The 13,293-nt window shown below is 61.2% G+C and carries 16 protein-coding genes and 1 pseudogene; 12 read left to right on the top strand and 5 right to left on the bottom strand.

Annotation, left to right across the window (positions count from 1 at the left end; translation table 11 throughout):
- Nucleotides 1–40: 40 nt before the first annotated feature.
- From HHL26_RS22415 to HHL26_RS22400, 4 genes are read left to right on the top strand one after another with little or no spacing between them, the layout of a single operon-like run.
- The gene (locus tag HHL26_RS22415) at nt 41–481 is read left to right on the top strand and encodes a transposase (RefSeq protein ID WP_194229680.1); all 441 of its coding nucleotides are present in this window, start codon (nt 41–43) and stop codon (nt 479–481) included.
- Nucleotides 478–831, top strand: a complete 354-nt coding sequence (gene tnpB / locus HHL26_RS22410) for an IS66 family insertion sequence element accessory protein TnpB (RefSeq protein ID WP_046766280.1) — start codon at nt 478–480, stop codon at nt 829–831. The genes HHL26_RS22415 and tnpB overlap by 4 nt, the downstream gene beginning before the upstream one ends.
- Nucleotides 832–882: 51 nt before the next feature.
- On the top strand, nt 883–2,430 hold the full coding sequence (locus tag HHL26_RS22405) for an IS66 family transposase (RefSeq protein ID WP_046766279.1): 1,548 nt from the start codon (nt 883–885) through the stop codon (nt 2,428–2,430).
- Nucleotides 2,427–3,035: a UPF0149 family protein gene (locus HHL26_RS22400; RefSeq protein WP_046766278.1), complete on the top strand. Its 609-nt coding sequence runs from the start codon at nt 2,427–2,429 to the stop codon at nt 3,033–3,035. The genes HHL26_RS22405 and HHL26_RS22400 overlap by 4 nt, the downstream gene beginning before the upstream one ends.
- A gap of 172 nt (nt 3,036–3,207) precedes the next feature.
- Here the strand turns inward: HHL26_RS22400 and HHL26_RS22395 are convergent, their stop codons facing one another.
- The gene (locus tag HHL26_RS22395; RefSeq protein ID WP_169576762.1) at nt 3,208–5,382 is read right to left on the bottom strand and encodes a TonB-dependent receptor; all 2,175 of its coding nucleotides are present in this window, start codon (nt 5,380–5,382) and stop codon (nt 3,208–3,210) included.
- 173 nt (nt 5,383–5,555) lie between these two features.
- On the opposite strand from HHL26_RS22395, the pseudogene HHL26_RS22390 reads away from it, so the two are divergent.
- Nucleotides 5,556–5,725: pseudogene (locus HHL26_RS22390) on the top strand (transposase); the annotation flags it as partial.
- Between the two features lie 12 nt (nt 5,726–5,737).
- Here the strand turns inward: HHL26_RS22390 and HHL26_RS22385 are convergent.
- Nucleotides 5,738–7,036, bottom strand: a complete 1,299-nt coding sequence (locus HHL26_RS22385; RefSeq protein ID WP_046766314.1) for an MFS transporter — start codon at nt 7,034–7,036, stop codon at nt 5,738–5,740.
- Nucleotides 7,037–7,633: 597 nt separating this feature from the next.
- Here HHL26_RS22385 and HHL26_RS22380 point away from each other — a divergent pair.
- From HHL26_RS22380 to HHL26_RS22355, 6 genes are all read left to right on the top strand, one after another.
- Nucleotides 7,634–8,209: a recombinase family protein gene (locus tag HHL26_RS22380; protein WP_046766320.1), complete on the top strand. Its 576-nt coding sequence runs from the start codon at nt 7,634–7,636 to the stop codon at nt 8,207–8,209.
- A 162-nt stretch (nt 8,210–8,371) separates the two neighbouring features.
- Entirely contained in the window at nt 8,372–8,722 is a 351-nt protein-coding gene (locus tag HHL26_RS22375; RefSeq protein WP_046766315.1) for a type II toxin-antitoxin system RelE/ParE family toxin, read from the top strand.
- The gene (locus HHL26_RS22370; RefSeq protein WP_046766316.1) at nt 8,719–9,057 is read left to right on the top strand and encodes a helix-turn-helix transcriptional regulator; all 339 of its coding nucleotides are present in this window, start codon (nt 8,719–8,721) and stop codon (nt 9,055–9,057) included. Before HHL26_RS22375 ends, HHL26_RS22370 begins: the two co-directional genes overlap by 4 nt.
- A 205-nt stretch (nt 9,058–9,262) precedes the next feature.
- Nucleotides 9,263–9,946 carry a ParA family partition ATPase gene (parA, locus tag HHL26_RS22365; RefSeq protein WP_046766317.1) on the top strand — a complete coding sequence of 228 codons (684 nt, stop codon included), beginning with the start codon at nt 9,263–9,265 and terminating at the stop codon, nt 9,944–9,946.
- On the top strand, nt 9,943–10,209 hold the full coding sequence (locus HHL26_RS22360) for a ribbon-helix-helix domain-containing protein (RefSeq protein ID WP_046766318.1): 267 nt from the start codon (nt 9,943–9,945) through the stop codon (nt 10,207–10,209). The genes parA and HHL26_RS22360 overlap by 4 nt, the downstream gene beginning before the upstream one ends.
- Before the next feature lie 121 nt (nt 10,210–10,330).
- A complete protein-coding gene (locus tag HHL26_RS22355; RefSeq protein WP_046766319.1) occupies nt 10,331–10,522 on the top strand; it encodes a ribbon-helix-helix domain-containing protein in 192 nt (63 codons plus the stop codon).
- A gap of 313 nt (nt 10,523–10,835) precedes the next feature.
- Here HHL26_RS22355 and HHL26_RS22350 read toward each other — a convergent pair whose 3' ends face one another.
- From HHL26_RS22350 to HHL26_RS22340, 3 genes are all read right to left on the bottom strand, one after another.
- On the bottom strand, nt 10,836–11,393 hold the full coding sequence (locus HHL26_RS22350; protein ID WP_052757593.1) for a DUF4158 domain-containing protein: 558 nt from the start codon (nt 11,391–11,393) through the stop codon (nt 10,836–10,838).
- Nucleotides 11,394–11,410: 17 nt separating this feature from the next.
- On the bottom strand, nt 11,411–12,016 hold the full coding sequence (locus HHL26_RS22345) for a recombinase family protein (protein ID WP_169576761.1): 606 nt from the start codon (nt 12,014–12,016) through the stop codon (nt 11,411–11,413).
- Nucleotides 12,017–12,158: 142 nt separating this feature from the next.
- Entirely contained in the window at nt 12,159–12,398 is a 240-nt protein-coding gene (locus HHL26_RS22340; RefSeq protein WP_157035899.1) for a DUF4158 domain-containing protein, read from the bottom strand.
- A gap of 103 nt (nt 12,399–12,501) precedes the next feature.
- Here HHL26_RS22340 and HHL26_RS22335 point away from each other — a divergent pair, with 103 nt between their 5' ends.
- Entirely contained in the window at nt 12,502–13,113 is a 612-nt protein-coding gene (locus HHL26_RS22335; protein ID WP_169576760.1) for a recombinase family protein, read from the top strand.
- Nucleotides 13,114–13,293: the final 180 nt, after the last annotated feature.

The raw sequence follows: 13,293 nt of genomic DNA, 5'->3' as shown, positions 1-13,293 counted from the left end.
AGACCGCGGCGGTGTGTAATCGGCGAGGTGGATTGTGGCATTGGACGGCGAGAGGGATAGTGCTGCAGGAGATTTGAACCATGCGGCGCACAGTGCGAGTGTCGATTTGACCTATGCGCCGCATAGTGGGGGTCCGAGCTCGCACAGTGCCAATGTTCTTGGCGCGCCGCGAGGCCCACGCCGATGGGATCCCAAGGAGAAGGCGAAGATCACGGCGGAAAGTTTTGAGCCTGGCGCGAATATCTCGGCGGTCGCACGGCGCCATGGCGTGAGCCTTGGGCTTTTGCATTATTGGCGACGAATGGTGCGCGATCGTGGTGGCATGGAGCCGATCTCGTTCATTCCGCTGACGATGGAGGACGGTTCGGCATCGACCAGCTCGGCACTGGAAGTGGAGATCGGCGGCGCTCGCGTCCATGTGCGCGGTGCCGTCGATGGTGCCCTATTACGAGCCGTGTTCGACGCACTGCGACTTAAGTGATCGGCGATCGAAGTGACCTTAAGGTCGTGTTGGTGACAGGCCCTATCGACTTCCGGGCAGGCATAAACAAGCTGGCGGCGTTGGTCGCCCATGCGCTGAAGAAAGATCCCTATTGCGGCGACGTCTTCGTGTTCCGGTCCAAGCGGATGGACCGGCTCAAGCTTATCCATTTTGACGGATCGGGGATGATACTGGCTACCAAATGGCTTGAGGCCGGCAAGTTCGTCTGGCCGCCTGTCGAAGGCGGCGTGATAAAGCTCAGTCACGCACAAATGACACTGCTTTTAGGCGGCATGGACTGGCGCAGGCTGGAGGAAAACCCTGTGAGAAAACCGACGATGGCAGGCTAGGAAATGGGGATTTTGCTGGGCTTTTGAGCCGTTGCGCGTTATGAATAGTGGGTGAGTGAGCCACCGGAAAATCCTGGCAGAGCGCTCGATGCGCTACGGCAGAAAGTCGCCGAACTGGAGGCTGAGCTCGCTGCCGCCAACAGCCTGTTGGGCACCTACAAAGCGATGCTCTTTGGCCCACGTTCAGAAAAAGCCAGCCTCGTTCTTGCCGAGCAGGCGCGCCTCGATCTGGGAGATCTGAGCGAACTTGCCGCACCACTGGCAGCCAATGACGATGGCGCGTCTTCGTCCAGATCCCGGCCCAAACGCAATATCGGCGCCTTGCCGAAGCATCTTCCCCGTGTTGTCCATATTATCGAGCCGGAAAGCACGCAATGTGCTTGCTGCCAAGGCACCATGCATCGGATCGGCGAGGATGTCAGCGAAGCCATCGACATCGTGCCCGCTATATTGCGTGTTATCGAGACGGTTCGCCCGAAATATGCCTGTCGTGCGTGCGAAGGCACAATCATCCAGGCACCCGCGCCACGGCGGATGATCGAAGGCGGCATGGCGACGATATCGTTCATCGCCTGGATCGTAACCCAGCGCTTCGCTTGGTATCTGCCGATCTACCGTCAAACCCAGATGCTGGCAGGCCATGGCCTCGTGCTCGATCGTTCGACACCGGTGCGATGGGTCAAGTCTGCGGCCTGGTGGCTCGAGGGTCTTTACGATCGACAACTGCGCTTCATCCATAGTCAAGCCAGGATCCATGTCGACGAGACCCGCATGCCGGTCATTGATCCGGGGCGGGGTCAGGTCAGAATCGATCAGTTCTGGGCCCATGGATCAGACGATCGCCCCTGGAATGGGCCAGCACCGCCAGCGGTCTGTTATGTGCATGCCCGATCCCGCAGTCATCGCGCCATCGCTGAGCAACTGGGCTGTTATACAGGCGTGCTGCAGGTCGATGGGTACACCGCTTACAAGGCTCTTGAGGATCCGGGCCGCCAAGCCGGGAAGATAAGGCTGGCTTTCTGCCTTGCGCATCTGCGGCGGCGCTTTGTGGATCTGCATAAAAGCACGCAATCGCCGATCACTGCGCAGATTATCAGCATGCTTGGCCGCGTCTATAAAACCGAGGCAGAGATCCGCGGTGCCAGCGCCGAACACCGGCTGTCAGTCCGGGCCGCGCAATCCAGGCCGATCATGGAAGATCTTAAGCGGCTGCTCGACGACACGGGAGAACGCGTGTCGAGCACTTCGAAGCTTGCCGAGCATATCGGCTACGCTCAAGGGCATTGGCGTGGCCTTACCTTGTTCCTCGACGATGGCCGGATCGAGGTGGATAACAATATGATCGAGCGGCAAATGCGACCCATTGGCATCAGTCGACGGAACAGTCTGTTCGCCGGCAATGATGGCGGCGCGCACAGCTGGGCCGTCCTCGCCTCGCTGCTTCAGACTGCCAAGCTCAACGGACACGATCCCTTCACTTGGCTCAATGATGTGCTGACGCGCATCGTATCGGGCGAAGTTAAAAATAACGAACTCGATCAGCTTCTCGCCTGGAACTGGAGGCTTGCTGATCAGCCTAAGGTGCAACTGGCAGCATGAGTAGCAGCCGGTTCAAGCGGTCCGCCAAGCCGGGGACAGCGCGGATCCTCACGCGCGAGAAGCTGGAAGACTGGCTTTCCAATCTCGACCCGCAGGCTGCCAATGTCTCAATGATCGACGGTTACCTGGCCGCGCTTGTCGTCTCGCCACAGTTTATACCTCCTGAGCAATGGCTCTTGCCCATAGTTGGTCGTGAGATCGCCGATGCGCCCGATGGCAGCATCCAGAGCGCTGTCCGAAACACGATCTTCCACCGATACAGTCAGATCGGTGCGACGCTGTCAGGTGGGCCAAAACGCTATGCACCCGTCTTCATGCGCACAGATGATGAAGAGGTGCTGCTCGAAGACTTCGCCAACGGATTTTACCTTGGCATGCGCCTGAGCATTGACGACTGGAAGCCCTTTATAAGCCATCACGAGATCGGAATCGCTATGACCGCGATCCTTGCCCACTGTACCACCATGATCAGTGAAGACGAGCGCATAGCCGCGATCAATGCACAGGCCTCACAAATCCTCTCAGAATCCTGGCGCGTCGTTCCAGAGGTCATCGAAATGCTTCACGTCAACCTCGCTGGAAGCCGCAACATCGAGATCAGGTAACCGGCCCCAAATGGTCCGTTTGACCTTGTCTAGGTGGGTAGCTCGCATCGCTAACCCTTGACATCCCCCACCCCGATTCACGCAATATGACGCGTGGGGAGTTCGGCAAGTTCTCCCGCGAACACCAGCGTCGAGATCGACTCATCGGCCAACAAAATGCGGAAAGTCGAACTCAGAACTTGTATTGCGCGCCGACGCCGATGACCCGCGGCTTCTCGTAGAGGGCATCGGTGCCGAGTGGGCTCGGGCGGACCTGCTGCGCGACCTTCGCATTTGTGAGGTTGGTTACCCATAGACTCAAGCGAAGACCCTCGGTGCCGGGGGTCCAGCTGATCTCGCCGCTCACCATCTCGTAGGGATCCTGCGAGAAGCGGTTAGGCGCGTCATAAAAGACGCGACTGCTGTGGAAGAAATTGGCGGACACCCCGAACTCGCCGCCGGCCAGCGGGGTGCGCCAGTCGATGCCCATCATGGCGGTGAAGCGCGGCGACCTGATAACTTGGTTGCCGGAGGCGTCGGTCACCGCAGGCATATTGCCGCCCCGCGCGAGCGGGATGAAGTCCTGTGCGCCCGGGAAATCCGTATATTTGCCGTGCAGATAGGAAATGGCGCTACGGATGTTCAGCCCGTCGCCGGGGACGATCGTCACTTCCGCTTCGCCGCCGTAAATCTCCGAACTTGCGGCGTTAAGGAGGACGAAGCCGCTGCCGGCGGCGTTGCGCGCCTGCACCTGCAGGTCGCTATAGTCATAGTGGAAAACAGAGAAGTTGGTGCGTAGCCAACGGAAGGGGTCTGCCTTCAGGCCGGCCTCCCAGGCCTTGATCTTCTCTGGGTTAACCGGCACGTTCGTGGGCGAAAGCAGATTGTACACCCCGCTCTTGAAGCCGGTGCCGTAGCTTGCATAAAGGTTCGCGTCCTCGGTGAACTGATAGCGCAGCGCGGCCCGGTAGGTTGCGCGGTTGAAGCGCTTGTCTACCCAGCCCGGCGGCACGACAGCGCCGTTTACGATCTGAATGAACTCGCGCTTCTCGGTGGTGTAGCGGCCGCCGAGGGTCAGGAACAGCGCGTCGGTCAGCGCATATGTACCTTCCGCGAAACCGGCGAAGGAGGTGGTTTTGGTCTTCGGCAAGAGGTAGGTGTGGATCAGCGGCAGCGTAGTCGGCCCGGCCGGGTTGGGAACGGCGAAGTCGGCGTCGAAACTGCCTTTCATTTGGAAGGCATAGATGCCGACCAGCCAGTTGAGTGGCCCACTGCCCGTCGACAACAGCCGGACCTCCTGGCTGATCGCCTCTGCCTTGATGCTCGGCAGGTTGATCTGCCCCAAGTCGAGGTTGGTGGCGTCGGAATCGATGAACTGCACGCCGGAATTGTGCATATAGCCGGTTGCCGTCTCGATGTTGAAGGCATCGAGTTCGATCCGGCCGCGCAGGGACAAGCTCACCTTTTCGTAGTCGATCCGCGGCTCCAGGCTCGAAGATGACTGCCAAGCTTCCTGTGGCAGAAGCACACCGGGCAGCGACTTGCCGATCGTATTGTCGTTGATCGGCTGCGACCCATTGATGTTGCTCTTCTGGTTGGTGTAGCCGCCCGTCAAGATGAACTGGACCGTGTCGCTCGGCTGGAACAGCAGCTTGCTGCGCGCGTCGAAGACGCGGATCCAGCCGAGATCCTCGCCCAGCGCGAGATCCTCGATATAGGGATCGGTCTCGCGGTAGAGGCCAGCGAAGTCGAACGCGATCGTTTCAGTGAGGCCGGTGGTGAAATAGCCGCGCACGTCGTAGTCGCTCGAGTCGTTGCGCAGCCGGCCGTAGCGCGCCGCGATGCGGCCGCGCGTGGAGAAACTAGGTTCCGGCGTGATGACATTGATCAGGCCGCCGGTGGCATTGCGGCCGAAGACGGTGCCCTGCGGGCCGCGCAACACTTCCACGCGCTCGATCTCCACGAGCTCGGTCGAGTTCGAAAAGGCGTCCGGCTGGTAGATCCCGTCGATGTAGGTGGCAACGTTCGGCTCATCGCCGACCGAGACGCCGCCCGAGCCGACGCCGCGGATGACGGGCAGGATGACTGACGTGGTGCGGTTGCCCGAGAAACCGGGCACCAGCGTTGTCAGGCTGCGTAAGTCGATAACACCAGCGCTAGCGATCGCGCCGCTGGTGAGCGCGGTGACGGTCACCGGAATTTCCTGCAAACGCTCCTCGCGACGGGTGGCGGTGACGACGATGTCCTCGATACCGGCGCTGGGCTGACTTTCCTCGGGTGGGGCCGCTCCGATGTCCTGAGCCAGAGCAGGCATCGCCGATCCGGCAAGGAGCAGCGCAATGCTTACGGAAACGTGCGCATTCTTCATGATGCCTCTCCCCAACTAACCTCCGATCGTTGCAGGAGGTTATTCGATTTCGGATTTGAATGAACAAGCCGCCGAGCTCTGTCAAGTCAGCCAACCGCCACCGGCAGAAGTCCGCTACGGTCTGCTCGACGAGCTGGAGAAGGCGCTCTCCGAGCGCATCCTGTCAGCGGAACCCCGACTTCAACCCGATCGAAAAGGCCTTTGCTCGCCTCAAGGCCATCTCCACAAGGCAGGCGAGCGCACCGTGTCCGGGCTGTTGTCGCTCATCGGCAAACTGGTCGACCTCTTCGAGCCGCAGGAATGCGCCAACTACTTCAGCTCGTGCGGATATAACCCAGACTGAAAGGAATCCGTTCTAAACATCGATAACTTGATTCCTTGCAAAGTACACCACACCGGCCATTGGTGGTAGAAGAAGAAGGACTGCAGCAGATGTCGATATAAGAAGAGCATAGCGTAGAGACTCGCTCCCGTAGTTTACGGTCAGTGCATCGCTGACCGCCCCTATAGCGAAAGGTCCAAATCCAAGTCCGACTATAAATCCAATAAGAGTTGCGCATGCTGCTCCGGTCGCGCGCGCGGAGTCGGTTAGCCTGTCCTGAACAGAAGCCCACAAAGCGCCTGTTGGTAACGCCGTAAAGACGGTCGCGATGCCAATTAGCGTAAAAACTGCCCAAGAGGACTTTACCAGAAAGATCGAGATCGTGAGTGGCCCGGCTAAAACAAGCGCGCCAACGATTAGGAGCGCCCGCATCAAGGGAGCTCGTTCGGAGGCCCAATCGCTTACCGCGCCTCCGAGAACGATCCCGAAGATCATCCCAAGGCCCTGCGTAAGGGCAAGGCCTACGCCGATGTTGGATCGCGAAAGGTGGAAGCTTCGCTCAAGATAGGCTGGGAGCCATTGGCCCTGGCCGAAAGAAAGGTATACCAATCCTGCCAGAGTGAAGCTGACGCTCAAGAATGCTGGGCTCAAAACGAGCATCTGTAGCACTCGGGCCTGTTCCGCAGGTATGTGATCCTGAGGCGGCTTGAGCACTTTACTTTGCTTCAGACGCGGCACGATCAGAAAAACCAGGGCAAGCAAGACTCCCGGCACGCCCATGAGCACAAAGGTGAGGCGCCAGCCGACACGCTGCTCGATCGTTGTGCAGAGAAGCAAAGAAAGAATAATTCCCACTGGTCCGCCGGCGCTGACGATTGCAAGCGGCAGGCTGCGCCGCGCGGGCGGAAATAGCCGCGCGAGGATGGCGTGAGATGCCGGTGCGACCCCAGCTTCGCCGGCACCCACTCCAAATCGAGCAGCGATCAGATGAAAGAAGTTTTGGGCCGCGCCGGACAAAGCGGTCATCACGCTCCAGATTAGCAGAGAGCCTATGATCACCTTTCGCCCGCCGTACAGGTCCGACATCCGAGCGATCACCAACCCAAACGTTGCGTAAAATGCTGAAAAGGCGAAGCCCGTGGCTATCCCCATTGCCGTGTCCGAAATGGCGAGATCGGTCTTAATGGGTTGAACGAGGATCGCGAGCGCTTGACGATCCGCATAACTGATGACCATCGCCGCTGTGAGGATCCACAGGATGAACCAGGCGTCGGGATCAGAATTGTCCGCGACGCCGTCGCTATCCTGTGCGGTTTGATTCTGTCCACACATCCAGCAGTCCTCTCTTGCTCTCTCCGTCCCACACATCGGCAAGCGGGTCTGGCCGCGTCCGTCCACGCGCTTTGCGACACTGGCTTGGTAATGATGCTGCCGCGCTGATCCGGCGCGCGCTGCGTTCACTAATCCCGGCCCGGCTCGCCGCCAGCACCTGCGTGTCACCCTGCTGTTTACGTTCCATATACCGCCTGTACTGGCGGTCCGTGATCCACTCACCTGGCATCAGCTTTGCCCCCTGCGATCGCAGGGGGCAAAGCTGACACAAATGTATCACGATCCGGCCATCTCGTTTGTCGTCAGGCGGCCAACATAACTGTCGTCACACAGGTAGGACCCTGTCGTGTCCGTGAGCGAGCAATGGGTACGCGTGTGCAGACAGCAGCTCTTATGTTGTCGCGTAAGGCAACCTCCGCTGCGGGGAGTGCCGCAGTTCTCCCGATTTGGGAGCAGCCGGCGAGACGGGGCGAGCATTCTCGGGAGCGGTTTTCGAGAAGCGACTGGGTGTCACAACCGGTCGGTTTTGACACCAACACCCTGCCCCAGCTTTTTCAAGGGTTTGCAGGTGTCAAAACCCCGTGCCAGAATGACAGCATGGAAATCGGCTATGCCCGCGTGTCCCGAGGTGACTCCCAGGACATAGACCCGCAGCTTCGCGCGCTCCGCGATGCGGGGTGTGATCCCATCTACCAGGAGGAGGCATCGGGCGGCCGAGCTGACCGTCCCGAGCTGGAGCGTGCGATCGGCGCGTTGAAGGCCGGCGACGTGTTCGTGGTGTGGAAGCTCGACCGGCTATCGCGCTCGCTTCGCGATCTACTGTTCACCCTTGAGGCGATCACCGCCGCAGGCGCAGGGTTCCGATCGGTGACGGAGGCGATCGATACCACGACCGCCCCCGGTCGATTGATGACGCAGATGCTAGGCGCGTTCGCTGAGTTCGAGCGCGCCATGATCCGCGAGCGCACCATGAACGGGCTGGCGCACGCCCGCAAAGCCGGCCAGCACCTTGGACGCCGGCCGAGCCTTACCGGCCAGCAGCGTGCCGAGATCATCGCTAAGGCGGAGTCCGGCCAAGGCTCCCCCGCCCAGCTCGCCAACCTGTTCCGCGTGTCGCGATCGACCGTGCAGCGCGTATTGCGCCAGCATCGGGCGCGATCGGCGGGAGCATAGCCCCCTGCCCTGCCCGGCTTGATGAAGGCTGCCGTTCCGGCGGCCCGCGTGTCTGTCCCACCCACCTAACCCTTGGGGCCTGGCCTTCGGCCCGGCCGATTGCCGCCGGATCATTGCACCCGTCCCTTGACCGTGTTGTGAAAAACAACTACATTTGCGCCAATGCATCGAAAAGCCCTGCGTAACATTTCGTGGATCAAGGGCGCGCTCAGAGAGTTCGGCCGCTTTCCCGAGGACGCGCAGGACCAAGCGACCGACGCCCTCACGGCTATCGCCGAGGGCGACACGCCGGAAATCGCCAAGCCCATGACCGGGTTGGGTTCGGGAATATGGGAACTGGCGATCAAGGAACGGGGAGACGCCTTCCGGGTGATCTACGCGCTCCAGCTCGACGACGACATTTGGGTGGTTCACGCCTTCCAGAAGAAGTCCAAGAGCGGGATCGCCACCCCGAAGCAGGAAATCGACCTGGTGCGAGAGCGCATCAAGCGTTTGAAGGAGGTGCTGCAATGACCGACGACGATGACTTCGAGCTGATCCGAGGCACCGGCAACGTCTATGCCGACCTTGGCATGAAGGAACCCGAACAGCGCCAGCTCCGCGCAATCCTAGCGGCTGAAATCAGCAAGACGCTCGCGACCGACAATCTGACCGTTCGTGCGGCCGAGAAGATCACCGGTGTCGCCGCCGCTGACTTTTCGCGCATCCGTCAGGCCAAGCTCAAAGGCTTCACCATCGACCGGTTGATGACGATCCTCGATCGGCTCAATCGCGACGTGCAGGTGTCCGTTTCCGTGCTGCCGCGCAAGCCCGGCGGGCAAGCAGGGTTTCACCTTCACCCGGCCTGAAACGATTGGCACCTGCCGCTACGCGGCACCGCAGCTCTCAGTCGCTCCGCTCCCCAAGCCCGCGAGCGGTCTTGGCCCTGCCGGGTTCCGATCGGCTGGCGGGGGCGAGGATCCGCACGGCGATCGTCGCCTTGACCTGGACGCATGAAGCGTCCACACGTGAACGTGTTCACAAGTCCACACGTTCACGTGTTCAGGGGTTCGCATGAAGGTCATCACCGTCATCAGCCAGAAGGGCGGCGCGGGTAAGACTACTCTGGCGATCCACCTAGCCGCGGCCGGCGCTGGCGCGGGGCTTACCGCGTTGATCCTCGACACCGACCCGCAGGCGACGGCGAGCCACTGGAGCGAGTGGCGCGGATCGTCGGACCTTGAGGTGGTCGATTGCGCCTCCCCTTCCCTCTTGCCCCGCAAGCTCCAGCAAGCGGCCGAACTCGGTGCCGATCTGGTGGTGATCGACACCCCGCCCCATGCCGACATCATGGCGCGGGAAGCCTGCAAGGTGGCGGACCTGGTGCTGATTCCCTGTCGTCCGCAAGCCTTCGACCTCAAGGCCGTCGAGATGACGGCCGAGCTGGTGCAGGCGGCCGGTAAGCCCGCGTTCGTGCTGTTCATGGGCGGCCCCCAGCGCGCGCCGACGACCTACCGGGATGCGCGCGAGCTGATCGAGGGCGGTGATGGCGTCGCCGGCATGGGCGTGGACGTCGCTCCCGTCATGCTCACCCAGCGGGCGATCTACCATCACAGCACGGCGCAGGGGAAAACCGCGATCGAACTAGAACCCGCAGGCAAAGCGGCCGAGGAGGTCGCCGCGCTATGGGCGTGGACAAGCAAACAGGTGAACGTGTCCACACGTTCACGAGTGAACAAAAAGCGGGGCGCGGCATGAGTAAGTTTGGCGCGATGAAGCAGCAACGGGCGGAGAAGGCGGGCGCGATCGGCGAAAGTCCCGACGCGGCAGCGGCAATGCCCGCCTCGCGCGCCGCGACCCGGCAAGGCAAAAAGGCAGTGAGCGCCTATTTCAGCCCGGAGGTCAGTCGCGGTCTGAATATGCTGGCGGCCGAGCAGGGAACGACGTTGCAGGCTCTCCTTGGCGAAGCCATCGACTTACTCATGCGCCAGCATGGCAAGCATCCGTTCGGCGAGCGATAGTTGTCCACGTGTGGATATGTGAACGTGTGAGTGTGTGAACACAAAGATTAGGAGCTTGGGGGTGGCACGATCGACAAACGCCAGGAAACCGGCCGGGACGGCAACGGAGGCCGACGAACCGATGCTGCCGATCGAAGCCCCGCGTCGCCAGCGCAATCGCATTGGCAAGAAGTCGATCGCTGGCCGTTTCGATCCGGCGATTGCCCGAGCGTTTGCGATCCTCGCCGTCAAGGAAGATAGCACGATTGAGGCGATGTTAACCGAGGCCGTTCTCGACATTCTCCAGAAGTACAATCAGCCCATCGAGAAGTGAACAAGTTCACGTGTGAATGTGTGAATGTGTGAACACGTGCACAATTGGCCTATTGCACCAGCGTTATAGAGCGCACTTCCCAACGCTATCGGAATCTGACAGGCTTTGGTGTCGGCGGACTCGTTCGCCGATTCGCCGTGGCGATCATAGCGGGTGGCACCGCTAGGGCCAAAACGACGAAAGCCCGGCTTGGCGGCCGGGCTCTCGGAAAGTCTGATTTGCGGGAGGCAACCCGCGTTCTGTCGCAAGAACAAGCCTCCCGCAGATCGGACGTGAAGTCAACTCGAAAACGCTGTTTTCGAGAACGGGAGGGCTATGTCCATGAGGGATTGCCGCCAGCAGCCGGGCCGACCGATCGACGGGAGGTTCCATGCAAACTGTGTTCGAGGCCCTGGGTGGGGCCCGCGCCCGGGACGACGATGCGCGCGGCCTTCAGCGCGTCGATCACGGCGAGTACGATCGGTTCACCCTTTTCCGTGGCGACAGCACCTGTCGTCGCCGCGCGGATGCACAATCGGTAATCCCGCTCGCGCATCGTGCGCAGGTCCAGTTGGGCCACGATCTCGGCCAGATGCTCGCGGCGGGTCTCGTCACGCCGGGCGTAAAGCTCGAACACGACCGGATCGATGCCGATCTGGTCGGCGACCGTATCCAGGACGGCAGCCGGGATCGTCTCGCCCGGGCGCAACGGCCGCCCGAGATCGCGCACCAGCGCCAGCTGCACCGCAAAGCCTAGCCGGTTGTGCGATCGGCGACGACGCCTGGCGAAGGCGACGTCCTCCGGCGTGAGCGCATAGCGCGCCAGCGCCTCTTCGTGGGTGTCGGGAGGCTCGAACAGGACCGCTCGCGCCTGAGCGTCCAGGAAGGCCATGCCCGCGATCCGCTCCTTCAGCCGGTGATTGCGGGCTTGTCGGCCGTCCCGGCCCCAGCCCATCCGGTCCGCTTCAGCATGTCGATCAATGTCGAGCGCGGCACCTTGAAGCTGCGGCACACCGAGGCCTTGCTGGCACCGCCCTCCAACGCCGCCAAAATCTGGTCGATCTTCTCCGCATCGATCGTGGGCGGCCTGCCGCCCTTGCGGCCACGTCGACGCGCCGCCGCGAGCCCGGCGTTGACGCGCTCGGTGATCAGCGCCCGCTCATATTCGGCGAGCGTGCCGAAAAGGTTGAACAGGAAGCTGCCATGCACACTCGTCGTGTCGATCGCCTCGGTCAACGATCGGAAGGCGACCCCGCGCTGTTTCAGCTCCTCGACGATCCGGATCAGGTGCGGCAGCGACCGGCCGAGCCGATCGAGCTTCCAAACGACAAGGACATCGCCCTCGCGCAGGTCGGCCATGCATGCCTTGAGGCCGGGCCGGTCATCTCGCGCCCCCGAGGCGCGATCGTGATGCAGGTGCCGCTCGTCGACCCCTGCGCCGAGCAGGGCGTCACGCTGCAGGTCGACCGATTGGCGCTCATCATTGGTCGACACCCGCATGTAACCGACCAGCATGTGCGACAAACCCCGAATCGGACATTGACGCACACCGTAGCGATCCGACAGGGATTGTCGCGCGGGATATTCTAGACCATTGGTCACACGCCAAGCACGACAATCACCTGTTTGTCGTTACCCTCTGCCGCCGCCAAATCGCTTAGCGTACACGGCTGAAGAAATTCCCACGGAGCCCCAAATACCCAGCGTTCACCCAGAAGCCGATTCGATGGATCGGATCGCGCAGTTTTTCGGCTTCCTTCTGGAGGGCGCGGGGCAGATCAAAGACCGCCTTTCGCTGGGCGGCGTTGAAAATGGGCGGCGTGCCGAACACATGCTGTTCGGCGACAGTGAGGATTTGCATTCGGGCATTAGGTGTCTCGTTTTCTTGGAACGACACCCCTTTGCTAAACTTTATTTCCGATACGGGATATGATACACGCTCGAATGCCGCTTGAGGGCTGTTCCTCAAAGTCGCGCATACGTTCGTTTGTGAGACTATCATGAACCTGGGCTACGCCCGCATATCCAAGGCCGACGGCTCACAGACGCTGGATTTGCAGATCGACGCTCTGACCGCCGCTGGCGTGGCGCAGGAACACCTCTATCAAGACGAAGCCTCGGGTAAGCGCGATGATCGCCCTGGGCTGGAGGCCTGCCTGAAAGCGCTCCGCGAGGGCGACGCATTATATATATGGAAGCTCGATCGCCTCGGACGGGACCTCAAGCACTTGGTCAACACGGTCCGCGGTCTCTCTGACCGCAATATTGGGTTGTGTGTGTTGACCGGCCAGGGTGCGAATATCGACACCACGACCGCGAGCGGGAAACTGATCTTCGGCATCTTCGCCGCTCTCGCGGAATTCGAAGGAGATCTGATCCGCGAGCGCACCATGGCCGGCCTCGCCGCTGCCCGGGCGCGAGGTCGCCATGGCGGGCGCAAATTCGAGCTGACCAAGAACCAGATCCGTCTCGCGCAGTCCGCCATGGCCAATCGGGACACCCACGTGGCGCAGCTATGCCGAGAGCTCGATATCAGCCGCGCGACTCTATATCGTTATATCGGTCCAGACGGCGCGCTCCGGAGTCACGCGCTCAAGGCGTTGGAGGCCTGAGATGGCGGAGATCACCGACAAAGAACTGGAAGCGCTCCAGGACGGATTGGACACACTGTCGCTCATTCACGCGGTCGACGAACTCGATAAAATGCGTGGCCATCTGAACGATCGGGAGCACCACAATCCCCCGGAAATCCGCAATGACATCCTCAAGCTGCACGATCTGGCGATGGATGT

The sequence above is a fragment of the Sphingobium sp. TB-6 genome, from assembly GCF_012927365.1.
Classification (GTDB): Bacteria; Pseudomonadota; Alphaproteobacteria; order Sphingomonadales; family Sphingomonadaceae; genus Sphingobium.
Note: the sequence above shows the minus strand (reverse complement) of the source record. Positions and strands in the feature narration are given on the sequence as shown.